A 26215-nucleotide genomic window follows, 5' to 3' on the forward strand; every position below is an offset into this window, starting at 1 on the left:
GCAGCGTCTCAGTTAAGGGGCGAATGCCCCGATCAAGCTGGTTATACTCCTGAAATTGTTTGAAAACGGATACAGACCATGACAGAAGTTGCCCTCGCCACCGCAGCCCCGCACGCTCCGTCTGTAATCCGGCTGCTGCTCGGCAAGCTGGACATCGGCTTCACGGAAGTCCTCGACCATCCTGGCCTGCCGGCCGCGCGCAAGGTACAGGCGGTCCTGCTGGACGACGCCGTCGGCGCGCTGATGGTGCTGTTCCCACAGAGCCAGTTGCTGGACCTCAACCGCCTCGCCGAACTGACCGGCCGCCGCCTGACCGCCGTCTCCACGGAACGCCTGGAGCGCATGCTCGGCAAACACAACCTGAGCCTGCTGCCCGGCCTGCCGGCGCTCACCAGCTCGCCCTGCCTGTATGACGAAAGCCTGCTGCGCGAGCCGACCCTGCTGATCAACTCCGGCGAGCCGGGCCTACTGCTGGAAATCACCAGCGACGCCTTCAAGGGCATGCTGAGCAAGGCCAGCGCCGGCAACTTCGGCGAGGCCCTGAGCAGCATCCGCCCGAACCTCGACCGTCCGGACGACGACCGCGAGGAAATCACCCAGGCGATGCAGGCCTTCACCGCCCGGCGCATCCAGCAACGCCTGGAAGCGACCATCGAGATTCCGCCGCTCGCCGAAACCGCGCAGAAGATCATCAAGCTGCGGGTCGACCCCAACGCCACCATCGACGACATCACCGGCGTGGTGGAAACCGACCCGGCCCTGGCCGCGCAAGTGGTGAGCTGGGCGGCTTCGCCCTACTACGCCTCGCCGGGCAAGATCCGCTCGGTGGAAGACGCCATCGTCCGCGTGCTGGGCTTCGACCTGGTGATCAACCTGGCGCTGGGCCTGGCCCTGGGCAAGACCCTGAGCCTGCCCAAGGACCACCCGCAACACAGCACACCGTACTGGCAGCAGTCGATCTATACCGCCGCCGTCATCGAAGGCCTGACTCGCGCCATGCCGCGCGCCCAGCGCCCGGAAGCCGGCCTGACCTACCTCGCCGGCCTGCTGCACAACTTCGGCTACCTGCTGCTGGCCCACGTCTTCCCGCCGCACTTCTCGCTGATCTGCCGCCACCTGGAGGTCAACCCGCACCTGTGTCACAGCTACGTCGAACAGCACCTGCTGGGCATCAGCCGCGAACAGATCGGCGCCTGGCTGATGCGCTACTGGGACATGCCGGACGAGTTGTCCACCGCCCTGCGCTTCCAGCACGACCCAAGCTACGACGGCGCCTACGCCGAATACCCGAACCTGGTGTGCCTGGCCGTGCGCCTGCTGCGCAGCCGCGGCATTGGCTCCGGCCCTGTCGAAGACATCCCTGAAGCCCTGCTCGAACGCCTCGGCCTGTCCCGCGACAAAGCCGAAGACGTGGTCAGCAAAGTCCTCGAAGCCGAAGTGCTGCTGCGCGAACTGGCCTCGCAGTTCAGCCAGCACTGACACCCAGAAAAAAGCCCCGCTCCCGTAGGAGCGAGGCTTGCCCGCGATCATCTTGCGGCGTGTATACCGCTCGCCTTCAAGCCTTCGGCTTGGCCTTCTTCGGCTTCAGGTACTTGGTCAGCCCCTGGAACCAGATCACCAGCGCCGGGTTGCCCTTGATCTGGATCGACTTGTCCTGGATCCCGGTCATAAAGGCCAGTTGCTTGTTCTTCGCCTGCATCGTGGCAAAACCATAGGCCGCATCCTTGAAGGCAATGGCGAATGCTGGCTCGGGATACACACCCGCCTTGCTGGTAATCCGCTGATCCTTCACCCGGAAATGCCGCGCCACCTTGCCATCCAGCGTCTGCAGCTGGAACACCAGTTCCTTGTCACCCAACTGCTGCTGGAACGCCGGATTGGTCCGACTGGCCTTGCCCATCAACAGCCCCAGCATCCACAGAAGAAAACGAAATTTCATGCGCAAAGCCCCAAAGGAAAAATGAACGGCTGGCGCAGTGTAGCGGCTTCGGAGGGGAACGCCACCGTTATGCAATGTTAAGGGAAGATGAGTGCGTTATTGGGGATTATGACTACCAAGTCACACTCATTTACCAGCAACCTTACAAATCGGGCGAGAAGCGGTCCGCTTATAGCCCTGTGAATCCTGAAACCTGATCCTCATCCACTCCTCGGCCAGGCAATAGCCAGCACTCCAGACAACAGGCTCAAGGCGAGCAGTACTTTGGCAATCAGGAACGCAACGTCAACGGAATCGGAGATCCTCCCACTGCCGCTTGCCCCACCAGCAATGCCAGCCAGCCCAAGTAACGCGCTGAGTATCGAGATCGCTAGCAGTAAGATCGCCAGTACCGTGAATATCTTATGCATTGTGCGGCTCCTTTATCGGGACGGCCCATAAGTTGCGTTTTGATGATTCGCATAGGCTCGTTGAAGCTATTTTTTCGGGATGTTTCTCGCTATTGGCTTTCTCTTAATAGTCGTCATCACGTCCGGTCGGCTTCCAGTTGATGTCTTTGTCGGCGTGATAGCCCTGAATAGGGTGGGGTGGAAGCGGGTAGTCTTTAGCTATTTTTGGAAAGCGGAGTTCTGGATTTTCAGAAAGCTGATCATATATATGGCTATAGTCAGCTGCGATCTTCATGTTTTTAGGGTAGCCAAGATCACCTTTTGTGAAAGTGTTCTCGAAAAACAATGCTCCTTTGATATCGCCAAGGGCTGCCGATCGCTGGTAGTAGTGCATGGCGACAGGAAAGTTCTTGTCTACTATTTTGTAATAGGCGGCTAGTTCGTAGTTTGCTTTTGCATCATCTTGGTGAGCGGCACAGCGCAAATAATCTACTCCAGGCTTGGTTTTCTTTATCTCATATATATATATGTTTCCTAGCTTGGTCTGAGCAAGAGGGCTACCTAGATCTCCTGACCTAAGCAGGAACATCATGGCATCTTTGTCGGATTGAACTACGCCTATACCCCGCTGCGCCATCATACTCATATCGTAGTATCCCAGCGGCACTTCCAGTTTAACCATCTGCATATATAGGTCGATGGCCTTGTTGGTGTCTTTGTTTACCCCGTCACCACGCAAATACAGCTCTGCAAGATTGTGCATCGCTTTCCAATGGTTCTTTTCTACTGCCTGCTGATACAGGCTGACCACTTTGCTCCAGTCGGCCGGACGTTCTTTACTAAGCACCCGAGCTTGTTTAAACCATTGATCTGCTTGCTGGTCCAAGGGCGGAGCAGTGTCTTTTTCATGAACGCACTTGAAATCATATGCCATGGAAAAACCACTGCTGCCCAATAGCACAACAGCCAGCAGTGCTTTAATAGTCATCATCACGTCCGGTAGGTTTCCAATTAATGTCTTTGTCGGCGTGATAGCCCTGAATAGGGTGGGGTGGAAGTGGATGTTCTTTGGCTAAATCAGGAAAGCGAAGGTCGGGCTTTTTGTACAGCTGACTGGAAATATTACTGTACGCAAGTGCTATTTTTGCATCTTTTTTATAACCAAAGTCGCCATCCGAAAAAGTGCTTTCAATGACCAATGCTGCCTTCCGCATGCCCAACGCAGTAGCCCGCTGATAATAATACATTGCAACTGGATAGTTCTTATCAACATTACTGTTATAAGATGCAATTTTATAGCTAGCATCTGCATAATGTTGCCTATCAGCACATTTAAGAAGCTTCAACCCCAACTGATCATTATTTTTTTCATATATATATATGTACCCAATATGGGTTAAAGCCTGAGGATTACCTAAATTTGCGGCCTTAATTAAATACTGCATTGCACTCTTATCGGACTGAACAACTCCTACGCCTCGTTGTACCATCACACTCATATCGTAATAGCCCAACGGAACCTCAAGCTCGACCATTCGCATATAAAGATCGATAGCTTTATTTGTATTTTTCGGCACACCATCTCCACGCAAATATAATTCCGCCAAATTATGCATGGCTTTCCAGTGGTTTTTTTCTACAGCCTTTTGATACAAATCAGCAACCTTCACCCAGTCCGGCAGCCGTTCTTTGCTAATAGTACGAGCCTGTTCAAAAAATTGATCTGCCTGTTTATCTAAAGGGGGTGCAACATCTGTTTCATGGACACACTTAAATTCGTCAGCCATGGCCTCTACTCCAGTCAAACAAAAAAATATGGCGAATATTGTATTAATCAACAGCTTTTGCATAAGGTGTCACCACATCCCAGAATCGAACTACTGTTCCAACCAACGGAAGTTTTTTCTTCTGTTTCTCCCAATTGTCCGTTATTACTCGATCCCATATTTCATAATCATCTGCAACATTCTCACTCAAGGTAGGCTTATTGCTTTTAACTGTTTTCCCCGAATGCATCCCCCACAACCGCTCCCGCCAGGTCCGGGTGGTTTGCGGGCTTGGCATGGCGATATTCAGTTCGGAGTCGGAGTTCAGGCTGCGTTCGTTGATGTTGGCGGAGCCCAGGGTGAAGAAGAGGTCGTCCACCAGCAGCAGCTTGCTGTGTACATAGATGGACTTGTACTGCGCCATTCCTTGTTCCGGGCCGAGATGTTCGGTGATATCGCGTTCGGTCTGGCGCTGCTCGCGCGTCTTGGCAGTAGCGGTTTCGCCGCCGTCCTTGCAACTGACCAGAGTCGCGACAATGATTTTCAACCCCTTGGGCGGCAGCATCTCCGGCTCCAGTTCGCGAGCCGCGGCCTGGTTGTAGTGTTTGTTGGGGTCCATGGCCAGGAGTTCATCGGCGCGACTCGGATCGATACCCTGCTCATGCATTTGCGTCTGTACCTTGGCCAGCTCCTGATCGCGTGTCGGCGATTCGTCGCGGGCCTTCAGTTCGCGCTGGCGATAGGCAAGCTGGCGTTGATCGTAGAGCAGGTCGCGGTGGGCCAGGGGCATCAGTTCGCCCTGGCCAAGGGTGTCGAGCATCTCGTAGGTGGAACTGGAGAAATGCCCGCTCTCCGGGTTGTTGGTGACCACGAACAGGTGCAAGTCCTGTTGTTTGCCGGCAGCGACATAGTCGGCGGCAACTTTCTTCAGGCGTTCGGCCAGCGGTTTGTAGCGGAAGTATTGGTTCTCGATATAGGCGTACTGATGCACATTGCCCAGGGCCTTTTCATATACCTCGAGAATGGTTTTTTCCGGGCCTTCTTCCGGTTGAGTCCGGCAAATCTGCGCGGGCTCTCCACCATCGAGGATCAGGCTCAGTGGTTTGACCGACGACCGCTCGTGATTCAGGGTCCCCTTGAAGACACGGCGTATCCAACTGCTGCTCTTGTCCCAGGCATTGCAGAAATTGTGATTGAGATCGAACAGCACCGGACCGCGTACAAATAGGGAAAGGTCCTGCCAGGGGCCGAAGCCCAGATCGCGCTTGCCGGCTGCATCGTCGTAGGCGTGGGCGGTGGTGTCCCAGTAGTTGCGCTGCAGATTGTGGCCCATCACAAGACCTTTCGCTTTTTGCGGGTCCATGTAGTCGACCACCAGGGTTTTCTGGTGATGGCTGGGAAATAGGCTCAGGGCCAGCATCTGCATGAAGGGCACATCGTGAGACTCGTCCTTGAGCAGTCGCCACAGGATGGCAAGACGCCCCCAATGCATGCGCAGGCCATTTTGATCGTCGTAGGTCAACTCTCCTACGAGTTTGAAGTCCCGCGTACGAAACTCGATATTGCGGGCTTCGCGGCTGTGTACCCAGCGATACCAATCTCGGGTCTCGACCTGTTCGTTCGGGGCTTGAACCGTCCCTCCCGAATCACGGCCCTTGGTGTAACCGCTGTCCAGGGCATCCAGGCTTTGCTGGATGTCGATCAGACGGTCGCGCGTGGCTCGTCGGCCGGCCTCGTCGTTTGCCGGAAGTTTTTCCAGGCGTGCCTGCTCCTGCTGCTGTTTTTCCAGGAGCTTTTTCCGTTTTTCACCCAGGGCGCTGGTGTCAGCCGGCTTGCCCGCGGTCATTCCGGAACCCATCGATGTTCCGCCGGCGCCGCTCCAGCCCTCGCCGATCACCGAGTTTTCACCGAGCTGGGCCAGCCGGTTGTTCCAGATCAGTACCCGTACCTCGACACCACTTTCGGCCTTCTGCCTGAGCAGTTTTCCCAGACTGGGGCTGTCGGTCGAGGCCCGGTCGAGACGCAATCCCGGGTCGAAGCCCCAACTGATAAGGTCAATGCTTTTCGTAGCTGCCTGGATGCATTCATAGACCTTCTTGAAGGCTTCCTCGCCACACACCAGCGGCGTCACCACGTTGCCTGCCGGACGTGGCGGGCTTAGCGGATTGTTCTTGTGGGCGAACCAATCCGAAGTCAGGGTTGCGGCGCTTTCTTCAAGCGAGATCGACAGTTTCTGATCGAGGTATGTCATGGAGTGCTTCCTTTACTCTTCCTGCTCGCTTTGATCCGCCCACAATTGGCGGAACGCCTCACTGCTGCTCAACGCCTCCAGAGAGGCAGCCGCACCCGGGAAGTCGCGATATCCCTCACGCCCCAGGCGCTCACTGCGTTGGCGCGTCTGTTCGGTCGAGGTTTCGCTCATGTCCAGGTTGAAACGGTGTCCGTTCACCGTTTCCACCGAATAGTTGCGGGTACCGGGAATATGCTGGAAAAGCACATTGCCCTTCTCGTCGCTGAAGCCTTTGTCGATCAGTGCGCCATCGGCGTAGAGCTGATAGGGCTCATCCGGATACCCCGGCATGTTGGGCAACGGGGAAATACGAATGCACAGCTGACCCGGCACGGTTTCTTTCGCCGGGTTGGCCAATGCTTCCTCCATCAGGCTGCCAGCCTTGTCCGCATCGGCCGCCCCCGGCAGGCCCGGCATCAGAATGCCGATCCCGGTCCCACTCCCCGGCGCTCCCCCCGCATTGATTTTCACCACCGGCCCCACCACCGTGACGCCGCCGGCATCGAGTTTGATAAAACTGCCTCCGGCCTTGATCGTCAGTTCGCTGCCGGCCTCGATCACCATCTTGGCGCCAGCCTTGAGGTGGATTTCCTGGCCGGCTTTGGTCAGTTGCGCGGTGCCGAGTTTGATGTGCTGGTTTTCGCCCACGGTCAGGTGGTCGTCGACCTTGGTTTCGGTCTTGCGGTCGGCGTGGGTGATGCGGTGTTCTTCGGCCTTGAGCTCGGTGTAGGTGTTCTTGACCACGGTGTCGTGGCGTTCATGGCCGATGCGGATTTTCTGGTCGTGCTCGATGTTTTCATCCCAGTCGCGCTGGGCGTGGATGAAGATCTGCTCGGCGCCTTTTTTGTCTTCGATACGCAGTTCGTTGTAGCCACCGCCGCCTGGTGAGCTCATGGACTTGAACACGGTGCGGGTCTTGTTCGCCGGCAGGGCGTACGGCACCGGGTGTTCCTTGTGGTACAGGCAACCAGTGATCAGCGGCTGGTCGGGGTCGCCTTCGAGGAAGGTCACCAGCACTTCCATGCCGATGCGCGGGATGACGAGGGCGCCGTAGCGGTCGCCGGCCCAGCTGGAGGACACGCGCAGCCAGCAGCTGGTCTTATCGTCGGCTTTGCCTTCGCGGTCCCAGTGGAATTGCACCTTGACCCGGCCGTACTGGTCGCAGTGGATTTCTTCACCCTTGGGCCCGGTGACTACGGCGGTCTGGCTACCGAGGACACGCGGTTTCGGGTGGTTCAGGGCCGGACGGTAGAACACCTGCCAGGGTGTGGCGAGAAAGCGGTTGCGGTAGCCCTGGTGGAAGTCATCCTTGTTGTCGGTGGTGTCGCTGGTCACCGACTCTTCCAGCACCTGCGGCTGCTTGCCTTCGTGGACGATATGGGTCAGCAGCCAGAGGTCGTTCCACTCGCTGCGCGGGTGCTCGGACAGTTCCAGGAAGTGGCCGCTGACCAAGCGTGTCTGGTCGCCCCAGCCTTCGGCCTGCTGGTAGTCGGCGCGGTGGCGTTCGAGGGCGCGCTGGCTGAGGAACTTGCCGCGCGCGCGGTCGGTGAAACGGCCCGGGTAGTCGTAGTCTTCCAGGTCCGGTTCTTCGCTTTCAGCCTCGGGTTTATAGGCGGCCTCCAGTTGCAGACGCGGCTTCTCGAAGTCGTAGTCGCGGCGGGTGGTGCGGCGGGTGCGAGTTTCCAGGCGCAGGTTGAAACCCTTGATCACCGGCTCGTCGGCGACCATGCCACTGCCCTGGATATAGGCGGTGGGCTGGCCGAGTTTGGGGAACACCGTCTGGTCGTCGCCGAACACCAGCAGATGGCCCTGCGGGCTGTGCTGGAAGTGGTAATGCAGGCCTTCCTCTTCGCACAGGCGCTGGATGAAGTGCAGGTCGGTCTCGTCGTACTGCACGCAGTAGTCACGCTCCGGGCACGGGGTGCCGAGCTGGAACCGGTAGGCGTTGCCCTGGATGCCGTGCTCTTCGAGGATCAGCGCGATGATCTTCGGCGCCGACAGCTGCTGGTAGATGCGCTGGTTGGTGCGGTGTTCGAGATAAGCCAGTTGCGGCACCAGCGACACCTGGTAGCGGGTCAGGCGCTTGCCGGCATCGCCCTGGGCCACGCGGTAGATCTGCCCGTGGATGCCACTGCCTTGCGGATCAAACGCTAGAAAAGCCTGCTTGTGCAGCAGGCTTTCCAAGTCCAGGTCGGGGTTCTCGCTGACCAGCTCCAGATCGAAACGGAACGGCTGGCTGATACCTTCGATCCCCTCGAAAGACAGCACCTGCAGGTCACCCTGGAAGTCGTCGACCGTCAGGCTGAAGTGGGTTTCATTGGAAGGATTGAACATAGCTTGCTCCCTGTTCGATGGTCATCCGTTACGCCGATGGAACCAGCGTTGCAGCCAGGACGAATCCGCGCGCATGGTGTCGCGCAATGCTTGGGCGGAGATGGTGCGCTGCGCCACGTCGAAGGCCAGCGCCGCGCGCAGGGCTGGCCAACAGTGTCTGGGTAGATGCCTGGGCGCCTGTAGCGAGCGGTCCAGGCGTTCGTCGCGGGCCTGGGTCGACGGCAACCGTCGATACGGGTGCTTGCCGCAGGCCAGTTCATAGATCACACAGGCCACCGCGTACAGGTCGGCGCTGGCCGACAAGGTGCCGCCCTCCAGCAATTCGGGGGCGGCATAGCCAGGCGTCCAGGCGTTGAAGCGGCTGCGGCTCAGTTGCGGCAGGCCGGGAAGGATGCCCTCCTCGGCCTGGCTCAGGCCGAAGTCGAACAGCCGCACGCCGTCTTCGCAGAGCATCACGTTGCTCGGCTTCAGGTCGCCGTGCAGCACACCGCGAGCGTGGCTGTACGCCAGGGCATCGAGCAGTGGCCGCACCACATCGCGCAGCTCTTCCCACGGCAGGCCCAATGGCCGCTCGCAGAGCAGTTTGTCCAGGGTCAGGCCGCGCATCAGCTCCATGGTGATGAAGGCGCGCTGGCACTGGGTGTCCACCTCGAAGCTGTGCAGGCGCACGACGTTCGGGTGGCGCAGGCGTCGGGTCAGGGCGAACTCGCTGTAGAGCAAGGCGCTGGCATCCGGCGTCTCGGAAAATTCTTCGCTCATAACTTTGAGCGCTATGTAAGGGTCGGGATCGCCGAACTGCTCATGCAGCAGGTCCCGCGCGCGGTAGACCGCGCCCATGCCACCGGCCCCGAGCAGGCGCTCGAGGCGGTAACGTCCGGCCAATACGTCCGGCAACCCGCCCACCGGCGCCACGGCCTGGGCCTTGGAACGGGGGCGGTTCCTGGAGCGGTTGCGGCCTTTGCCCTTGGCCTTGGGCGCCACGGGACGCGGCGCCTCATTGGCCTTGGCGAAGGCGAAATAGGTCAGGTTGCTGGCCTCTTCCTCGCTCATCAGGATGTTATCCAGACCGGATTTGAGATCACTCATTGGCGGATCACCACGGCTGTCAGATTGTCCCGCGCCGAACCACGCAGGGCGCCGTCGAACAGACGCTCCAGCGCCACCTGCGGCGAAGCCAGGCTCAGGGCATTACCCAGCGCATCGCTGGTCAACCCCTGGTACAGGCCGTCGCTGCACAGCAGGAAGGCATCGCCGGGGTAGACCTGCAGCTCCAGCACATCCAGGGTCAGCTGCTCGCTGGCGCCCACCGCCCGGGTCAGGGCATTGGCCGCCGGATGGGCCCGCGCCTGCTCGACGCTCATCTGTTGCTCGTCGATCAGTTGCTGCTGCAGCGAATGGTCCTTGGACAGCTGGTACAGACGCTGCCCGCGCCACAGGTAACAACGGCTGTCGCCGGCCCAGATGCACGCCGCGCGGTCGCCTTCCAGCAACAGCGCGACCACGGTGCTGCCCATGATGCTGTCGTGGCGCTCGGCGGTGACGGTCAACTCCTGGCCCAGGCGCCGGTTCAGCCAGTGCAGGCACTGGCGCAGGCCCTTGAGCCGCTCGTCGAAGCTGTCTTGCGCCGGCAACTCGGCCAGGCTGGCGACGATCAACTGGCTGGCGATGTCGCCACCCTGATGCCCGCCCATGCCGTCCGCGACCACCCAGAGCCCCTGCTCCGGACAGTCGAGGAAGGCATCTTCGTTGCGCGCCCGAACCTTGCCCGGGTCGGTGCGCGCAGCGCTGCGCCAGGTACTGGCAACCAGCATCAGAGCTGCACCGGCATGCGGAAGGTACGCAGCACACCCATGTCGAACGGGTTCGGCGTGCGCTGGCTCATCAGCAGGTAGTTGGCGCGCAGGCCGCCCAGGTCGGCCTTGAGCACCAGCACGTCACGGCCGGTCAGGTACTCGGTCTGCATCAGGTCGAACAGACGGAACAGCGACCAGGGGCCGGTGTTCTTTTCGATACCCACCGGGCGCCCGGCCATCTTGTCCAGCACCAGGCTGGTGCGGCCGTCTTCGGCATCGGTCGGCCACTTGAAGGACACCGGCACGATCGGGCCGTGGCGGTATTCCATGGTCTTGTCGCCGAAACGGAACTCGGAACGGCTCACCGCCGGGTCCAGGGTGTAGGGCTCCAGCTTGAACTGCACCTGCGGCTCCGCCGGGTTCTCCGAGAAGAAGCTCTGGCGGATCACCTGGGCCGCGGCCATCTGGTCGAGGTAGACCTTGGACATCGGCAGGCTATGGCCGTCGATGCTGCGCAGGCGGTAGTTGCCTGGATCGCCGCTGACGAAAGGCCGCATGTAGGTTTCAAAGAAGCGATCGGCGATGCCCTGGGCCTTGAAGAACTCGCGGAAGTCGCTGATCGCGACATCGCTGGTGCTGTGGGCGCTGAACGGATAACGCTTGCTGATGGCCTTGCCATAGAAGCTGTACAGCTCGCTCTGGTAGCGCTGGTTCAGGTACTGGTAGGAGTCGTTGAGCACCAGGCGCCAGGTGTCTTCCGCCAGCACGTTGAACCACACGCTCACCGGACGCGGCAGGCGCACCGAGGCGTTGCGCAGGTTGCTCAGGGCATCGCGCTGGCCGCTCATGCGGGTCTTGGCCATTTCGAACGCCGCCTGCTCGGGCGCGCTGGCACGGGCCAGGCCGGCCAGTTGCAGTTGCAGGTCGTTCAACGCTTGCAGCGCTGGCGTCAGGTCCGCCGCCGGGCCGTTGTTGTCATCCAGCAGGCGGTGCAGCGGTTCGAAGCGACGTTGCAGCGACTTCTTCGCGGTGTCCGGCAGGTTCTTGGCCAAAGCTTCCTGGGCCTTGCCCGCGGCAGCCGCCGCGACCTTGCCCAGCGCCCCGCCCTTCTCGGCGGTTTTATCCGCCGCGGCGGTCACGTCTTCGGCGCTTTCGGCGATGGCCTGGAAGCGGGTGTTCTCACGCACTTCCACCAACAGTTGCAGCACCGGCGAGTTGGCCGAGGTCAGGCCAGCGACCTGATCGGCGCCTTCGCCGGCATCGTTGAACGGCTGCAGGCCGACCTGGCCCACTGCTTCGCTCCAGAAGTTGGCGTAGTCGCGGAAGTACAGCTGCTCCAGCTCCACCATCAGGCGGCGCAGGTCCATGCCGCTGATGCCGCTGCCTTCGCCCAGCACCCAGTTGTCACGCAGGATATCGGTGACCAGCGCCGTGCCCTGGACCGAGAAATACTGCTGGTAACCCTGCTGGGTGTAGAAGCCCGGGATCGCGTAGTCGGTGCCGACGAACAGGCTACCCTGCGGCCCCAGGTGCTGGCTCAGGCGGTACTCCGGCAGGCTCCGCGCCTGTTCGCGCAGCACGCGATAGACCACGTTGGCCAGCGACTCGCTGCGCAGCACCTGGCGCGCCTGGGCCACCAGCGTGTCGTTGAGCGGGTAGCTGAACGGCAGCTTGAGCAGGCGTTCGAAGTGCGCGCCCAGGCCGTTCTGCACCGCGGTGTTGCCGGCGTAGCGCGTCGACCAATCAGTGGCCACCCAATCCTTGAGCCAGGACGGATCGCGGCGATCCTGCATGTTCAGCATCAGGTACGCCCGCAGGCTGTTGAGCAGGCGGTCGCGGTCGCGCATGTTGCTGCGGATCTGCCCTTCGAGCATCTGCGCCACCCGTGGCAACAGCTGCGCTTGCAGCTCACGCTCGTAGGCGCTGAGCACCACCGGGTTGCTTTCCTCGCCCTGGTACAGGCCGACCCGCTCGTGCAGCGAGACGTCGCCCTTGGCCGGGAACACCTTGGTGGCTTCGAAGCTGGTGTCCAGGGTCTTGAGCGCCGCCATCGCGTCGTCGCGGGCGGTCAGCGCGGTGCGCTGCTGGTTCCAGTTCTGCGCCAGGGAGCGCAGGTTTTCCAGGCGCTCGTAGTTGGCGGAGAAACCGCCGGCCCAGAGCAGGCCGAACAAGGCCAGGGCCACCAGCGCGCCAACGTACAGCGCACGCTGGCCCCAATGGATGCGATTACGCTCGCGCTTGTCCAGGCCAGCCAGGTCGGCCTCGGGGAAAATCACCCGGCTCAGTAGGTGGTGAATGAAGCGCGAACGGCCGCTGCGCAGGGTCGGCAGCACGCCGGCCGCCATGCCCAGGCTGGCGCCGATGCTGGCGGTGTCGGGGTCGAGCTTTTCGGTCAGGTGCGGCGCGCTGGTCAGGTAGAAACCGCGCAGCTGGCTGGCCCGCTGGTAGCGGTTGCCGGTGAACGCCATGTCGACGAACAGGCACAGGCGCTCGCCGATCTGGCCCAACTGGTGCGGGAAGTCGAGGATGCGGCCACGGCGCTGGGTGTCGCGCTCCTGGTGCATGCGCATGATCACCTGGCTGTTCAGGCGCCGCAGCAGCTCTTCGAACTCCTGGCGCAGCACGGCGACGTCGGTGCCGTTCTGTTCCTTGCGGAAGCTGGTGCCGAGCACCTGGTCGCTTTCCTCGCGGCTCAGCTGGTCGAAGAACTCGTCGAAGCCCAGCAACTGGTCGGCCTTGCTCAGCACCAGGTACACCGGCACATCGACATGCAGTTTCTGGTGCACGTCCTGCAGGCGCGCGCGGACCTGGCGCGCCAGGGTCTCGAGATCCTGCTCGTTGCCGCTCAGCAGCAGCTCCACCGGAATGGTCACCAACACGCCATTGAGCGGACGCCCGCGACGGCGCTTGCGCAGCAGGTTGAGCAAGGTGCTCCAGGCGCTGGCGTCGACTTCCGCGTCGGGCTGGGTCAGGTAGCGGCCGGCGGTGTCGATCAGCACGCCGTGGTCGGCGAAGTACCAGTCGCAATGCCGGGTGCCGACGGTGTCGCGGGTCAGCTTGCGGTCGATCTTGTTGATCGGGAACTCAAGGCCCGAGAAGTCCAGCAGGCTGGTCTTGCCGCTGCTCTGCGGACCGATCAGCAGGTACCAGGGCAGGTCGTTGCGCCAGCGCTCGCTGCGCCCGCGGTACAGGCTGGAGGTCTTGAGGGTGCGCATGGCTTCCTTGAAGCGGCTGCGCAGCTCTTTCTGTTCCTCGTCGATCAGCTCTTCGCGGCGCAGGCGTTCCTGGCCGTCTTCGCTGTCTTCCATTTCTTTCTTACGGACCCCGGCGCGCCAGCTGACGAAGACCATGGTCAGGCCCCAGATCAGGAACAGCACGCTGATGGTCAGCAGGCGCGAGGTCGCGCTTTCCCAGAACTTGTAGTCGTTGACCGCCAGCAGCGGCCCGACGAACCACACCAGCAGTGCCACGAACAGCACCAGCAACAGCGTCCAGACCCACGTCTTGCGCAGGAAGGCGCCGACTTTCTTGAAGAAGTTTTTCATCACACGTCCCTGTATTACGGCTGGGGCTGGACCACGGCCGGGTCAAGCTGCTGATAAGGTTGCAGAACGGTCTCGCGCTGCTCGCCCAGAACCCAGGCGAACCCCGAATACATCACCACCAGGCAGACCACCGTGAACAGCGCGACCATCCACCACGGCACGATGCGCACCAGGCTGCGGCGCTTGTCGTGCAAGCCTTCCCAGTGTGGCGACAGCTCGCGCGGCACGTCGCCACGCAGCTGGCGGATCTGCCGGTACAGCGCATCGCGAATGCCTTCGAGTTCGAGCATGCCGCGGGCCATGACCCGGTACTTGCCCTCGAAGCCCAGCGACAGGCACAGGTACATCAGCTCCAGCATCGGCAGGTGCTTGACCGGGTTCTTCGACAGCCGGTCCAGCAGCTGGAAGAACTTCTCGCCACCGAAGGTCTCGTTGTGGAAGCTGCTGAGCAGGCTCATCTGCGACCACTCGCTTTCATTGCCCCACGGGGTGGTGACCACCGCCTCGTCGACCACGGTGCACAGCACGTAGCGGGCGGCCATGACCTGGCTGCTTTCGGCGCCGTTGTGCAGGGCGCGCACCTCGAACAGCTTCAGGGCCGAGGTCAGGCGCTCGTTGAGCGCGTACAGGTCTTCGCGGGTGTCGCTGTGCTTGAGGCGCACCACTTCCGACAACAGGTCCGAGGCCGCCGCCACCAGCGCGTTCAGGCTGATGTTGAAGGCCTCGGCCGGGCGCAGGCGCGCGGCGTAGATCATCCGCTCTTCCAGTTGCTCGAAGCGCGGCGGCGCGGCGAAATCGGTCAGCGGACTCTGCGCCGGGCCATGGCCCTGGCGATCGAGCAGGACGGTCTTGTCGTCCTGGTTGTGTTCCATGTCCTTGATCATGTCGGTCAGTTCCTGATGGCCCAGAATTTCAGTTCAAGCTCGGCGAATTCGCCGGACACGTGGAAGGCGAAACCGCCGGAACGCTCCAGTTGCGCCAGGTCTTCGGAACTGAGTTCGAGGATGAAATAGGTTTTGTTGGAGTGGAACGCGATCTGCCGTGGCGCCACCGGCAAGGGTTTGACCTTGATCCCCGGCAGGTGCAGGTTGACCAGCTGGCGAATCCGCTCCACCGGGCCGACCTTGAGGTGCGCCGGCAAGCGATGGCGCAGTTCTTCGGAGTCGCAGTTGGCACTGGCGGCCAGGACGAACGAGGCCGACCCCAGCAGCTTGTGGTCGTGCAACGGCGACACGATGATCCCGTACTGACGCGCCTGCAGCACCAGCTCGATGGCGTGCTGTTCGAGCACCATCGACAGTACCTGGCGGATCGCGTCCATCAACTTGCGAAAGCTCGCGCCCTGGTCGCTGTGCTGGTAGCGGCTGTCCAGGCGCGGGCGCTTGCTGTCGCTGGCGAAGGTCGCCAGATCGCCGAGCATGGTCAGCAGCGTGCGGTACAGCTCTTCCGGGTGCACCTGCTCCAGGCCCAGGTAGTGGCGCAGCAGCAGTTCGGTGCGGTTGATCAGTTGCAGCATCATGAAGTCGCCGACTTCGGCGCCGCCGACCTTGCCGTTGGAGCGGATCCGGTCGGCGATGGTGTCGCCGCGGTGGCTGAGCATGCTGATCACTTCTTTCAGGCACGACAGCAGGTAGCTCGAGGCATGGGCGTGGATGAAGGTCGGCACGAAGTCCGGGTCGAGGCTGATCACCCCGTCGGGCGTGGTGTCGAGGACTTCGCAGAGCTTGAGCTTCACATAGGCCTGGTCGCTCTGTTGCTCGCCCAGCAACAGGCGGAAGTCCGGCCGGGCGCAACTGACCTGGCTGCTGGAATCGTCGCCGGCGTTGGAGTCGGCCACTTCCGCCTCGTAGGCGGTGTAGCGCGCCAGCACATCGGACTGCTCCGGACGGCGCGACTCGATGTGGTTGCCGGTCACCAGCGGCAAGGCCAGGTAGACCGGGGTGTTACCGGTGTTCGGCGGCACGTCGAGGGCCAGCGGTTCGGTGTTGCCGCCCAGCTCGAACAGGCTGCCGTCAGGCAGGATGCCGGAGGCCTGGCTGATCACCAGCTTGCCCATGTTGAGGAACTGCAGGTCGATCTCCAGGCTCAGGAATCCCCAGGAATAACTGCCCAGCAACTGGGTGCGGGTTTTCATCTGGTAGTCGTAGTAGCGATCGTTGTGCTGGAAGTGCTGCGGGCGCAGCAACATGCCTTCCTGCCAAATGACTTTATGCACGTTCATGATTACTTGTCCGCCTTGGCGAGCGTTGCGTTGCTGGTGCGGATACCGGCCTGGTCGAGGGTCAGATCGGCTTCGGTCAGCTCCACCGGAGTGAGCTGCACCACATAGCGCCACTGGGCTTCGGAGATATCGCGGTAGGCCGCCAGCACGCCGACGTAGCGGCTGCCTTCTTCGACGCTGAGCTTGAGTTCCACGGTTTCACCCGGGCGCAGTTCCAGTTCTTCGCTGGCCACCATGTCCGGCGCCAGGGACTCCTTGGCGCGCTCGTAGAGGCTGAAGAAATCGGCGTTCTCGAAGGCCACCGGATGCTTGAGCTCGATCAGCCGCACCACGATCGGCGACGGGCGACCGTTGAGGTCCGGGTTGAGCTGGTCGCTGGCGGTCAGTTTGAGGTTGAGCTTGGTCATGGTCGAGTACGGCGACAGCGACGAGCAGCCGGCCAGCAACGCCAGGGCGGTCAGCATGGCCAGCGTCTTGAGTAACAGGGTCGAGCAGCGAGACATGCGCATCATCCTTGGTGTTCGGTGTGAAGGGTGGAGATCAGGCGGATCTGTTCTTCGTAGGCCTGGGCGAAGTCACGGGCCAGCAGGCGTTCGCTCCAGTCATCGTCCTGACGCAGGGCCTGGTGATAGCGGTTGTAGGCTCTCCAGCGGCTGCCGGAGGTGGCCAGCAACGGCTTGTTGTCGCGCTCGAAACGCAGGGTCAGCTGCTGCGGCGAGAAATGCTCGAGGGTGCCGCGCACGGCCGCGCGGCTGGCGGTCAGCAGCGCCACCTGATGCGCCTGCAGATCGCGGAAGGCACGGGAGATCGCCTGCTCGGCCGGCAACTGGCCGGGTTTGTTGCCTTGCAGCAGGATGCCCAGCGCTTCGCTGGCGTCCACGGCGAACTTCAGTGGGTTCTTGCTGCCGCCCTGGGCGGTGGTCAGGGCCAGGCGCAGTTCGTTTTTCAGCTCGCTGCGGGTGCGCAGGCTCTGCTGCAGGCCGCCGATGCTTTGCTTGAGCAGGCGCGCGGCATCGATTGCCAGGGCTTCGCGGGCGTCGTGATCGAGGCCTTTGAGGTCCACCCCCAGCGCCGCGCCGAAATGCTCCCAGAAGCCTTCGCTCTGGCGTTCCACCGGGGCCGGCTCGACGGCGACCGGTGCCTCGGGCTGCGCCACCAGTTCCGGCACCAGCAGGCTTTCCATGTCGATGCGCGCATAGTCCGCGCGCTGGCGTGGTTCCTGGCGCGGCGTGTTGAGCGCGGTCAGCTCGTCGATTTCCGAATACACCCGCTCCTGCTGATCCAGCGCGTTGAGCGGGTCGAGGTCGAGGAATGCGTCATCGGGAATGATGCTGCCAGCGGCCTGCGGACGCCCGACTTCGGTGTCGAAGGTCGCCGGATCGCGCACCAGGCGCGCGCGGATCTCGAAATCCCCCAGCACATAGACGCTGCCGTGCTCGATACGCTGCGGCTCGCCCTTGCGCAGGCGCGCGCCGCTGTCGCTGGCCTGGATACCATTGCTGCTGGTATCGGTGAGGAAGAACGTACCGTCGCGGTAGCTGACGATCGCGTGGTGATTGGACAGGTGACGCTTGCGGTCCGGAATGATCCAGTCGCAATCCTCGCCCCGCCCGATCACCCCGCCGGCCTGCTTGAAGGTTTTGCTGCTCAACTCCGTGGGCACGAACTGCTTGGTGTTCAGCATTTCGAAAACCAGTTCCATGATGATGCTCCTTGCGGTCACTTGCCGCGATTGACCGCCTGCGGATCACCCAATGGGCGATAGGTGTTGTCGTTGAATTTGTAATTACCGCTACAGCCGCCGAGGCCGCTGAGAACGATCAGAGCCAGCAGGGCGGCTTGCCAGTGACGAACAGACATCAGAGGGTCTCCATGGGTAGACAATGCACAAAGCGCCGACCCTTGCGGGCGACGCCTGGCGAAACGAAAAAGGCGCTGGGGAAAGTCATGTCGCGCTAACCCTCGAAGTCGCCAAGATTGATGTTCAGCCGCCCGAGGCGGTACAGCAGCGTGCGCCTGGGCAACCCCAGCTCGCGGGCCGCCAGGGTCTGGTTGCCGTCGTTCTTGCGCAGGCAATCGAGCAGCAGATGACGCTCGACCTTCTCCAGGCGTTCGCGCAGGTTCAGCCCGGGTTCCTCCGGCAACGCTTCGATGCTCAGGGAGAAATGCTCGGCCAGCAGCTCGCCGCCTTCGCACAGCAGCACCGCCCGCTCCACCAGGCCCTTGAGCTCGCGCACGTTGCCCGGAAAGGTGTAGCCCGAGAGGTGATTGAGGGCGGTTTCCGACCAGCTCACCGGGTCGCGCTGGAGGAAGGCGCAGGCCTTGTCGGCGAAGTGCCGGGCCAGGTCGAGGATGTCGCCTTCGCGCTGGCGCAGGGCCGGCAGCTCGATCGGGAACTGCGCCAGGCGGTAGTACAGGTCCTCGCGGAACTTGCCCTCGCTGACCAGCACCGCCAGGTCGCGGTGGGTCGCGGCGATGATGCGCACGTCGATCTTGTGGGTGTCGTTGGAACCCAGCGGACGGATCTCGCCCTCCTGCAGCACGCGCAGCAGCTTGGCCTGCAGGGACAGCGGCATGTCGCCGATTTCGTCCAGTAACAGGGTGCCGCCATTGGCCGCGTCGAACAGCCCCGGACGGTCGCGATCGGCGCCGGTGAAGGCGCCCTTGCGGTAGCCGAACAGCTCGCTCTCCAGCAGGTTCTCCGGGAACGCCGCGCAGTTCTGCACGATGAACGCCTGGGAGCGTCGCGGGCCGTAGTCGTGGATGGCCCGCGCCACCACTTCCTTGCCGGTGCCGGTCTCGCCGCGCAGCAATACGGTGTAGGGGCTGTGCAGCACCTTGCTGATCAACTGGTAGGTCTGGCGCATGGCCGTGCTGTTGCCGATCAGCCCGTAGCCGCTGGCGCTGACCGGGGTGCTGGCCACCGGCGCCGCGTCGCCCACCGGACGCCGCAGGCGTTGCAGCAGGTGCAATTGCCCGAGCACGAACGAGCCCAGCTGGCCCATGGAATCGGCGAAGCCCTGCAGGTCGACATGTTCGCGACTGGCGCACAGCAGCAGGCCCTCGACGGCCTTTTGCGTGTTCACCAGCGGCACGCACAACAGCGACTGCCAGGGCGTGTCCCGGGCCGGCAGAAAACTGGTTTCGTGCAGGCTGCCGCTCAACCCCACCAGGCTCACCACGCGGTTCTGGCACAGGGCGAACTGCAGCAACTGCTCACCGTTGTAGTCCGCCGGCAGGCTTGCCGCTTCCCGCGGTTGCAGGATGCCGCCCAGGCATTCGGCGCTGAGGCCGAGCCGGGTATGAGTGGCATCGAGCAGGTACAGCTGGCTCAGCTCGCAACCGCTGAGCCCGGCCACACCGCGCACGAAATCGCCCAGCAGCGCGCCACCGTCGGCCGCCCGCGACAGGCTGGCGAACTGCGCCAGCAGCGCCTCGGCGTAGATCAGCGGTTGCGGTACACGAGTGAACATCACACCCACCTCAGGCGAACTCGCAGGTCACGCCGCCGCTGCTGTCGAGCGTCGCGTGCACGCGCTTGAGGTTCTCGCCGGTGGCCATGGCGTCCAACAGGCGGTCGGCCACCAGCGGCAGTACGTGCAGATCGAGCAAATGATCGATCAGGCGCGCGCCGCTTTCGCTCTGGGTGCAGCGCTCGGCCAGATGGTCGACCAGGTTCTGGCAGTGAGTGAAATCCAGCTGGCGACGGTTCAGGCGTTCACCTAAACGGCCCAGCTTGATTTCGATCAGTTCGCGCAGCACCGGGCCGCCCACCGGGTAGTACGGCACCACGCGCATGCGCGCCAGCAGCGCCGGCTTGAAGTGCTTGCTGAGCACCGGGCGAATGGTCTCTTCCAGGGTCTCGGCGCTCGGCCGCTCGCCGTTCTCGCACAGCGCGCTGATGCGGTCGCTGGCCAGGTTCGAGGTCATCAGGATCAGCGTGTTGCGGAAGTCGATCTCGCGCCCTTCGCCGTCGTTGGCCACGCCTTTATCGAAGATCTGATAGAACAGGTTGAGCACGTCCGGGTCGGCTTTCTCGACCTCGTCGAGCAGAATCACCGAATAGGGTTTCTGCCGCACCGCCTCGGTGAGCATCCCGCCCTCGCCGTAGCCGACGTAGCCTGGAGGCGCGCCGATCAGGCGCGACACGGTGTGCTTCTCTTGGAACTCGGACATGTTGATGGTGGTGATAAAGCGGTCGCCGCCGTACAGCAGGTCGGCCAGGGCCAGGGCGGTTTCGGTCTTGCCGACGCCGCTCGGGCCCACCAGCAGGAACACGCCCACTGGCGCGTCCGGCTTGTTCAGGCCAGCGGCGGTGGCGCGCATCGAACGATCCAGGGCGTGCACCGCCTGCTCCTGACCACGAATGCGCGCGCGCAGGTCGGTGGCGAAACTCGCGACCTTGGCGTTGTGCTCGCGGGCCAGTTGCGTCAGCGGCACGCCGGTCCAGGCACTGATCACTTCGGCCACCAGGCGCGGGCAGACTTCGAAGCTGACCAGGCGCTCCTGGCTCTGGGCATCGCTCAGGGCGCGATGGGTTTCGTTGAGGGCGGCTTCCAGCGCCTCGACGCTCTGCCCCTCTTCCACTTCGGCGGCGAGGGTCTCGATCACCGTGCCTTCGGCATCTTCTTCAACGCTGACGGTCGGCTCGACCGCCGCGGCCTCGCGGGCCTTGGCCAGTTGCTGGCGCAGTTCGAGCAGGCGCTCGGCCAAGGTGCGCTGTTCGCTCCACAGGGTTTCCAGGGCTTGCTGCTCGGCCTCGGCCTCGGCCAGGCGGGCCTCCAGCGCGTCCAGGGCTTCCTGGTCGATCACCAGGCCGGCCTCGGCGTCGCGGCGCAGCGCCTGACGCTGACGGCCACCTTCGGCCAGCTCGCCACGCAGGCGCTCCAGGCTCTCCGGCGCCGCCGCCAGGCTGATGCGCACCCGGGCACAGGCGGTGTCGAGCACGTCCACCGCCTTGTCCGGCAGTTGGCGGCCGGCCAGGTAGCGGGCCGACAGTTCGGCCGCGGCCACCACCGCGTCGTCGCGCAGGTAGATACCGTGGCTTTTCTCGTAGACCTGGGCCAGGCCACGCAGGATGGTCACCGCCTCGCTGACGGTCGGCTCGTGCAACTGCACCGGCTGGAAGCGACGGGCCAGGGCCGGGTCTTTCTCGAAGTACTTCTTGTACTCGGCCCAGGTGGTGGCGGCGATGGTGCGCAGCTCGCCACGGGCCAGGGCTGGCTTGAGCAGGTTGGCCGCGTCGGAGCCGCCGGCGTTGCCACCGGCGCCGATCAGGGTGTGGGCTTCGTCGATAAACAGAATGATCGGCTTAGGCGAAGCCTTGACCTCGTCGATCACGCCCTTGAGGCGGCGCTCGAACTCGCCCTTCACACTGGCGCCCGCTTGCAGCAGGCCCATGTCCAGCGACAGCAGCTCGACGCCCTTGAGCACTTGCGGCACTTCACCGGCGGCGATGCGCGAGGCCAGGCCTTCGACCACCGCGGTCTTACCGACACCGGCTTCGCCGACCACGATCGGGTTGTTCTTGCGGCGACGGGCAAGGATGTCGACCATCTGGCGGATCGCGCCATCGCGGCACAGCACCGGGTCAAGCTTGCCCTCGCGCGCCTGCTGGGTCAGGTTGTGGGTGAAGCGCTGCAACAGCGATTCGCCCGGCGCTGCCGGCTTGCCGCTGGCCGGCTCTTCCTTCTGTGACAGGGCGAAATCCTTCAGGCGCTCGATGTTCAGCTTGGCCAGCAGCGGCTGGTAACGGCTACCGGCATAACGCATCGGGTTGCGCAGCAGCGCGAGGATCAGCGCCGCCTGCTCGACCTGGCTCTGGCCCAGTTCGAGGTTGGCCACCAGCAAGGCGTCCTGCAGCCACTGCACCAGCTCCGGGGCGAACACCGGGTTGCGCGAGGCACTGTGTTCGACCCGCGATTGCAGCGCCGCGCTCAGCTCGCCGGCATCCACTTCGGCGTCCTGCAACGCGCGTGCGAGCAAGCCTTGCGGACGCTCCAGCAAGCCCAGCAGCAGGTCTTCGACCAGGATCTTGCTGCCGCCCCGGGCAACACAACGTTCGGCGGAGCTTTCCAGGTCACGGCGGGTTTCGGCGTCCAGCGCCTGGATCAGTTGCTGCAGGTCTACGTTGATCATGTCATCTGTCCTTAATGAATTTTGCTGCCCAGGGTCACCACGCCGTCCGCGCGTTCGCGGCCGAGCCAACTGGTCCACCCCAGGCGACAGGCGTTCTGCTCACCGATGCGCAGTTCGCGGATTTCTTCCTGGCGCAGGACCAGGCGAATGTCGTAGTCCAGCGGGTCACGCAGGGTGAACCGCACCAGCGCGCACAGCGGCTGGTAGCCGAAACCGATCGGCAGGAATTCGTGGAAGCGTTGCCAGTCGAGCTGGCGGATATGGATGCGGAACTTGCCGCTGCGGTCGCGCACCCGTTCGCCCAGCACCAGGTCTTCGCCGAGCTGGCTGTTGGCGCGGCCGAGGCGGTTGCGCTGCTCTTCGAGAATCTCCACCCGGCGCTCGATGCACTGCTCGATCACCAGGTCCGCATGCTTGAAGTAGTAGCGCAGCACGGCCTCGATCAATGCCGCCGAGTGGGCCCGCAGGCTGAGCAGGCCGAGGTACGGCAGCAGGCGCTTCCAGTTCAGTTCCTTGGCCTTGCGGATGTCTTCGCCGCCGAGGCCGATCAGGGCGAACAGCTGGGCGGAAAACGGGTCGAGCGCGCCGCTCTTGAAGCTGGCGCGGTAACGGTACTTGCGCCAGATCGGCAGCATCAGCCGTTGCAGGCGATGGTGGAACAGGTCGAGGAAGTTGCGGGTCGGGTTGCCGTCTTCGCTGTCGCCCAAGGCTTGTTCACCGTAGAACGCCGGCAGCGGCGAGCCGGAGCCGAACAGCCCGATCAGGTTGAACCGCAGGCGCGCGCGCATCTGCCCGTGCTCTTCGAAAAACTCCACGCGATCGACGTCGCTGCCAGGGAAACCCAGGCTCGGATTGGCCTGGAATTCCAGCTGGTCGTAGAGATCCTCTTCGCTCAGGCCCGGGTGGGAATCGCGCAGCCGGTCCACCACCAGCAGCACGGCCTGAAACAGCGAGTACTCGCGAATGACCCGGGTCAGCCCGCTTAAAGCAGGGGCTGTAGACCCATACGTGGTGTCCATTGGTACACCTCTCCCTGTGTACTTTTTACCCGCAGCTCGTGGTACGAGTTGAGACTGGCGTAAAGAGCGAAAAACTCGTTGAGAACCGAGGCGAAGACGAACATGTCGCCTTCACCGATATAGCCTTCCGGGTCGATGGTCAGCTCGGTGCGCAAACCGCGCAGCGGCAGGCCCCGATGCAGCCGGTCGACATGCTCGTGGCGGATCGACTTGAGCCCGCCCAGCAGGCGCTTGCTGACCTTTTCCAGGTGCTGGTCGTAGTAGCGCGGCAAGTCGTAGGTTTCGAGAATCACCTTGAGCGCATCGACGTTGGCCAGCGACAGATAGTTGAGCGACATGTTGCTGATCAGCTTCCACAGGAAGTCGCGGTTCAGCGGTGGCGCGTAGCTCGAGGTGGCCGGGGTGATATTGCGGAAACTGAGGAACTCCGGGGTTTCCTCGCACGCCTGGTTGATCTCGCCGAGCTTGAGCCGGCGCGGCAGGTTCTGGTTGGTGCAGGTCAGCTCGATGGACAGGGTTTCGTGGGCTTCGGTGTGGCGGATGCCGAAGCTCAGGTAAGTGTCCAGGCCGTCGTGCAGCAGCGAGGAACGCTGGCGGATGCTGTAGTGCGGGCGGCTTTGCGGGACGTCGAAACTCGGGTCGTGCTCGAAGGATTCGAACGGCACGTATTCCTGGTAACCCAGGCCGCCGGGCTTCCAGCCGGTCACGGTTTCCACCGAGAACACGCCGCAGTTTTCCAGGTCGTATTCGGCCGGCAGCAGCAGGTACTCGTCCTGCTTGCCGTCGAGGCGGATCGGCAGGGCGTCGTGCTTGAACAGGTTGGCGATCGGCGTGCAATACAGCTTCACGTTGTCCAGGGTCGGCCGCAGGCGCTGGATGCCGCTCTTGCGGATGTCGAAGCGCACTTCCAGGCCGTGCAGCTGCTTGAGGGTGTCCTCCGGCAGCGATTTGAGCAGGTCCAGGCCGTCCAGGTCGACGAACAGGAACTTGTCCTGGAAGGCGAAATACTCCTGCAGGTAGCGATAGCCGCGGAAGGTATTCAGCGGATACGGGATCAACGCCTCTTCCTCGGCGAAGCCCACCGGCTGCACGCGGTTGCCGGGCATCTTGAACGACATGGCATTGCCGCTGACACCCGGGAACGGCTTGCCGTCCATGCCCAGCGGCACCAGCTCGATGCCTTCGAGGTTGCGCAGCAGGCTCAGGTAGAGCATCTGGCTGATGTAGCGCTCGCCCGCCAGGTGCAGGCGCAGACGGCTCAGGTTCAACTCGCCGAGGTGGCCGTCGCAGCTCATCTCCAGGCGCAGGCTGAGCAGCGCGCCGTCGCCTTTCACCGAGTAGTTCAGCGCCGTCAGGTCCAGCGGCAGGACTTCGGTCGGGTAGCAGGTGCGGAAGCGGCAGCGCACGTCATCGATGGGCTTGCTCTCCACCGGCGTATCACGCTCCACGCGCAGGGCCGGCCCGGACTGCTTCAGCGGGTCGAACTGCAGAATGCTGAACGCCGGCAACGGCCGCATGTAGTTCGGCCACAGCAAGTGCATCAGCGAGTGGCTGAGTTCCGGCAGCTCGTCATCGAGCTTCTGTCGCAGGCGACCAGTGAGAAAGGCGAAACCTTCGAGCAGGCGCTCCACATCCGGATCCCGCCCGGCCTGGCCCAGGAACGGCGCCAGGGCCGGACTACGCTCGGCGAAACGGCGACCCAGCTGGCGCAGCGCGGTGAGTTCGCTTTGGTAGTAGTGGTTAAAGGACACGGGTTACCTGCCTGGTATTGAATCTCATGAATAAACCGTCCTGTAGAGCGCAACCGTCAGCCCGGAAACCACGTAGCCCACGATGAGGACACACGGAATGAAAACCAGCCAACCCAACATCGGTGCAACGTCACTGGCATCACCGCCAAGCATTTTTGCCAACCGGAAAAGCACCCACGAAGCGGCGTAAAAAGGGATGAACAGCAACGGCCCGAGCCAGACCCGCGCGAGTATTTGTTGCTCGCTCTTGCCACGCAGCAGGCGCATTTCCAGAAGGGCAAAGGCGATGTACGCCACAATGCCCATGGTCGACGCGTAGGTCTCGAACAACTCGACGGTCAAGGGGGTGCCTCTCAGACACTCGTCCAGCAGCATGAGCAGGAGAACGGCCAGCGGAATCCAGAGGGCTGTGACAAGCAAGCGACGGCGGCCTGCACTGAGCATGCGACCCCTCTCTCCCATGATTACTGCGCCCCCGCTTTTTCAGAGGTAATCGCAACGCTGGTCTGTAGATAAAGCGCCTCGCCATCAAACCCGGTGATGGCCGCGGCACTCAGCGGAAAGCCATCTTTGCCGTCGTACCGAATCCAGCCTTCACCCCAGATGTCCCCATTCTCATGCCGGATCTCAACGTAATAATCCGGCGCCTCGGCCTTGGCGATTTCGACGAACACACCACCATCCTCCGCGCCAACCCACAGCGCATTGGGATGAGCGAACAGTTTTGGCGGGGTATCCCGCTGCCAGGTAAACAGCAGCGCAAACAGCAGCAGAATCGCCAGCAAGCCGACTGAGCAAAGGAATGCGTTGAGCAACCTGAACGCCTTACCCTTCATCGAGGGTGCAGCAATGGCTGGCATTGGCCCGTTAGAACAATTCACGGGACACCCATTGATTGCAGCGACAAGGTTGGAATTTAGAAAATTTCATAAACAACCCAATCGCCGAACCGGCTCAAACTCACCACAATGAGCGCAAACAAAATAAACGGCTCGAACCCACCCCTGAGATCTCGAAACCTGACCAAACG

At 62.6% G+C, this 26215-nt stretch carries 21 protein-coding genes; 1 reads left to right on the forward strand and 20 read right to left on the reverse strand.

The window, feature by feature from the left end:
- Positions 1-78 precede the first annotated feature (78 nt).
- Positions 79-1479: an aminoacyl-tRNA deacylase and HDOD domain-containing protein gene (locus CXQ81_RS01245; protein WP_007921151.1), complete on the forward strand. Its 1401-nt coding sequence runs from the start codon at positions 79-81 to the stop codon at positions 1477-1479.
- 76 nt (positions 1480-1555) lie between these two features.
- Here CXQ81_RS01245 and CXQ81_RS01250 read toward each other — a convergent pair whose 3' ends face one another.
- The 20 genes from CXQ81_RS01250 to CXQ81_RS01345 all read right to left on the reverse strand — a co-directional run bounded on the left by CXQ81_RS01250 (position 1556) and on the right by CXQ81_RS01345 (position 26000).
- Positions 1556-1939, reverse strand: a complete 384-nt coding sequence (locus CXQ81_RS01250; protein WP_007921172.1) for a hypothetical protein — start codon at positions 1937-1939, stop codon at positions 1556-1558.
- A gap of 200 nt (positions 1940-2139) precedes the next feature.
- Complete coding sequence (locus tag CXQ81_RS01255; protein WP_101336275.1) at positions 2140-2349, reverse strand: hypothetical protein; 210 nt, start codon at positions 2347-2349, stop codon at positions 2140-2142.
- A gap of 103 nt (positions 2350-2452) precedes the next feature.
- Positions 2453-3319, reverse strand: coding sequence for a tetratricopeptide repeat protein (locus tag CXQ81_RS01260; protein ID WP_101336276.1), 867 nt, complete (start codon positions 3317-3319; stop codon positions 2453-2455).
- Positions 3306-4115 carry a tetratricopeptide repeat protein gene (locus tag CXQ81_RS01265; protein ID WP_178081039.1) on the reverse strand — a complete coding sequence of 270 codons (810 nt, stop codon included), beginning with the start codon at positions 4113-4115 and terminating at the stop codon, positions 3306-3308. Before CXQ81_RS01265 ends, CXQ81_RS01260 begins: the two co-directional genes overlap by 14 nt.
- A 43-nt stretch (positions 4116-4158) precedes the next feature.
- The gene (locus tag CXQ81_RS31395; protein ID WP_101336278.1) at positions 4159-6345 is read right to left on the reverse strand and encodes a phospholipase D-like domain-containing protein; all 2187 of its coding nucleotides are present in this window, start codon (positions 6343-6345) and stop codon (positions 4159-4161) included.
- A 12-nt stretch (positions 6346-6357) separates the two neighbouring features.
- A complete protein-coding gene (locus CXQ81_RS01275; RefSeq protein ID WP_101336279.1) occupies positions 6358-8718 on the reverse strand; it encodes a type VI secretion system tip protein VgrG in 2361 nt (786 codons plus the stop codon).
- Positions 8719-8739: 21 nt separating this feature from the next.
- Positions 8740-9804, reverse strand: a complete 1065-nt coding sequence (locus tag CXQ81_RS01280; protein ID WP_101336280.1) for a serine/threonine-protein kinase — start codon at positions 9802-9804, stop codon at positions 8740-8742.
- Positions 9801-10529, reverse strand: a complete 729-nt coding sequence (locus tag CXQ81_RS01285; RefSeq protein WP_007930264.1) for a PP2C family serine/threonine-protein phosphatase — start codon at positions 10527-10529, stop codon at positions 9801-9803. Before CXQ81_RS01285 ends, CXQ81_RS01280 begins: the two co-directional genes overlap by 4 nt.
- The gene (tssM, locus tag CXQ81_RS01290; RefSeq protein ID WP_101336281.1) at positions 10529-14056 is read right to left on the reverse strand and encodes a type VI secretion system membrane subunit TssM; all 3528 of its coding nucleotides are present in this window, start codon (positions 14054-14056) and stop codon (positions 10529-10531) included. The genes CXQ81_RS01285 and tssM overlap by 1 nt, the downstream gene beginning before the upstream one ends.
- A 14-nt stretch (positions 14057-14070) precedes the next feature.
- Complete coding sequence (icmH, locus tag CXQ81_RS01295; protein ID WP_007930266.1) at positions 14071-14940, reverse strand: type IVB secretion system protein IcmH/DotU; 870 nt, start codon at positions 14938-14940, stop codon at positions 14071-14073.
- A gap of 5 nt (positions 14941-14945) precedes the next feature.
- On the reverse strand, positions 14946-16277 hold the full coding sequence (gene tssK / locus CXQ81_RS01300; protein ID WP_007930267.1) for a type VI secretion system baseplate subunit TssK: 1332 nt from the start codon (positions 16275-16277) through the stop codon (positions 14946-14948).
- Between the two features lie 2 nt (positions 16278-16279).
- On the reverse strand, positions 16280-16780 hold the full coding sequence (gene tssJ / locus CXQ81_RS01305; RefSeq protein WP_007930268.1) for a type VI secretion system lipoprotein TssJ: 501 nt from the start codon (positions 16778-16780) through the stop codon (positions 16280-16282).
- Positions 16781-16785: 5 nt separating this feature from the next.
- On the reverse strand, positions 16786-17979 hold the full coding sequence (gene tagH / locus CXQ81_RS01310) for a type VI secretion system-associated FHA domain protein TagH (RefSeq protein ID WP_101336282.1): 1194 nt from the start codon (positions 17977-17979) through the stop codon (positions 16786-16788).
- A 17-nt stretch (positions 17980-17996) separates the two neighbouring features.
- A complete protein-coding gene (locus tag CXQ81_RS01315) occupies positions 17997-18137 on the reverse strand; it encodes a hypothetical protein (RefSeq protein ID WP_007930271.1) in 141 nt (46 codons plus the stop codon).
- 95 nt (positions 18138-18232) lie between these two features.
- On the reverse strand, positions 18233-19750 hold the full coding sequence (locus CXQ81_RS01320) for a sigma-54-dependent Fis family transcriptional regulator (RefSeq protein WP_062824223.1): 1518 nt from the start codon (positions 19748-19750) through the stop codon (positions 18233-18235).
- Between the two features lie 10 nt (positions 19751-19760).
- A complete protein-coding gene (tssH, locus tag CXQ81_RS01325; RefSeq protein ID WP_007930275.1) occupies positions 19761-22415 on the reverse strand; it encodes a type VI secretion system ATPase TssH in 2655 nt (884 codons plus the stop codon).
- 11 nt (positions 22416-22426) lie between these two features.
- On the reverse strand, positions 22427-23434 hold the full coding sequence (tssG, locus tag CXQ81_RS01330) for a type VI secretion system baseplate subunit TssG (RefSeq protein WP_007930277.1): 1008 nt from the start codon (positions 23432-23434) through the stop codon (positions 22427-22429).
- A complete protein-coding gene (gene tssF / locus CXQ81_RS01335) occupies positions 23398-25185 on the reverse strand; it encodes a type VI secretion system baseplate subunit TssF (protein ID WP_101336283.1) in 1788 nt (595 codons plus the stop codon). The genes tssG and tssF overlap by 37 nt, the downstream gene beginning before the upstream one ends.
- Positions 25186-25209: 24 nt before the next feature.
- The gene (locus CXQ81_RS01340; RefSeq protein ID WP_157832228.1) at positions 25210-25629 is read right to left on the reverse strand and encodes a hypothetical protein; all 420 of its coding nucleotides are present in this window, start codon (positions 25627-25629) and stop codon (positions 25210-25212) included.
- A gap of 20 nt (positions 25630-25649) precedes the next feature.
- The gene (locus CXQ81_RS01345; protein WP_256583122.1) at positions 25650-26000 is read right to left on the reverse strand and encodes a hypothetical protein; all 351 of its coding nucleotides are present in this window, start codon (positions 25998-26000) and stop codon (positions 25650-25652) included.
- Between the last annotated feature and the right edge of the window lie 215 nt (positions 26001-26215).

This window comes from Pseudomonas sp. 09C 129, assembly GCF_002843625.1.
GTDB lineage: Bacteria > Pseudomonadota > Gammaproteobacteria > Pseudomonadales > Pseudomonadaceae > Aquipseudomonas > Aquipseudomonas chlororaphis.

Excerpts from the sequence above, each read along its gene's own strand:
- tagH (WP_101336282.1), bottom strand. The coding sequence starts at position 17,979 with ATGGAACTGGTTTTCGAAATGCTGAACACCAAGCAGTTCGTGCCCACG.
- CXQ81_RS01250 (WP_007921172.1), bottom strand. The coding sequence starts at position 1,939 with ATGAAATTTCGTTTTCTTCTGTGGATGCTGGGGCTGTTGATGGGCAAG.
- CXQ81_RS01340 (WP_157832228.1), bottom strand. The coding sequence starts at position 25,629 with ATGCTCAGTGCAGGCCGCCGTCGCTTGCTTGTCACAGCCCTCTGGATT.
- CXQ81_RS01275 (WP_101336279.1), bottom strand. The coding sequence starts at position 8,718 with ATGTTCAATCCTTCCAATGAAACCCACTTCAGCCTGACGGTCGACGAC.
- tssG (WP_007930277.1), bottom strand. The coding sequence starts at position 23,434 with ATGGACACCACGTATGGGTCTACAGCCCCTGCTTTAAGCGGGCTGACC.
- icmH (WP_007930266.1), bottom strand. The coding sequence starts at position 14,940 with ATGATCAAGGACATGGAACACAACCAGGACGACAAGACCGTCCTGCTC.
- CXQ81_RS31395 (WP_101336278.1), bottom strand. The coding sequence starts at position 6,345 with ATGACATACCTCGATCAGAAACTGTCGATCTCGCTTGAAGAAAGCGCC.
- CXQ81_RS01285 (WP_007930264.1), bottom strand. The coding sequence starts at position 10,529 with ATGCTGGTTGCCAGTACCTGGCGCAGCGCTGCGCGCACCGACCCGGGC.
- tssJ (WP_007930268.1), bottom strand. The coding sequence starts at position 16,780 with ATGTCTCGCTGCTCGACCCTGTTACTCAAGACGCTGGCCATGCTGACC.
- CXQ81_RS01320 (WP_062824223.1), bottom strand. The coding sequence starts at position 19,750 with ATGTTCACTCGTGTACCGCAACCGCTGATCTACGCCGAGGCGCTGCTG.
- CXQ81_RS01245 (WP_007921151.1), top strand. The coding sequence starts at position 79 with ATGACAGAAGTTGCCCTCGCCACCGCAGCCCCGCACGCTCCGTCTGTA.
- CXQ81_RS01315 (WP_007930271.1), bottom strand. The coding sequence starts at position 18,137 with ATGTCTGTTCGTCACTGGCAAGCCGCCCTGCTGGCTCTGATCGTTCTC.
- CXQ81_RS01280 (WP_101336280.1), bottom strand. The coding sequence starts at position 9,804 with ATGAGTGATCTCAAATCCGGTCTGGATAACATCCTGATGAGCGAGGAA.
- CXQ81_RS01255 (WP_101336275.1), bottom strand. The coding sequence starts at position 2,349 with ATGCATAAGATATTCACGGTACTGGCGATCTTACTGCTAGCGATCTCG.
- CXQ81_RS01265 (WP_178081039.1), bottom strand. The coding sequence starts at position 4,115 with ATGGCTGACGAATTTAAGTGTGTCCATGAAACAGATGTTGCACCCCCT.
- tssM (WP_101336281.1), bottom strand. The coding sequence starts at position 14,056 with ATGAAAAACTTCTTCAAGAAAGTCGGCGCCTTCCTGCGCAAGACGTGG.
- tssK (WP_007930267.1), bottom strand. The coding sequence starts at position 16,277 with ATGAACGTGCATAAAGTCATTTGGCAGGAAGGCATGTTGCTGCGCCCG.
- tssH (WP_007930275.1), bottom strand. The coding sequence starts at position 22,415 with ATGATCAACGTAGACCTGCAGCAACTGATCCAGGCGCTGGACGCCGAA.
- CXQ81_RS01260 (WP_101336276.1), bottom strand. The coding sequence starts at position 3,319 with ATGATGACTATTAAAGCACTGCTGGCTGTTGTGCTATTGGGCAGCAGT.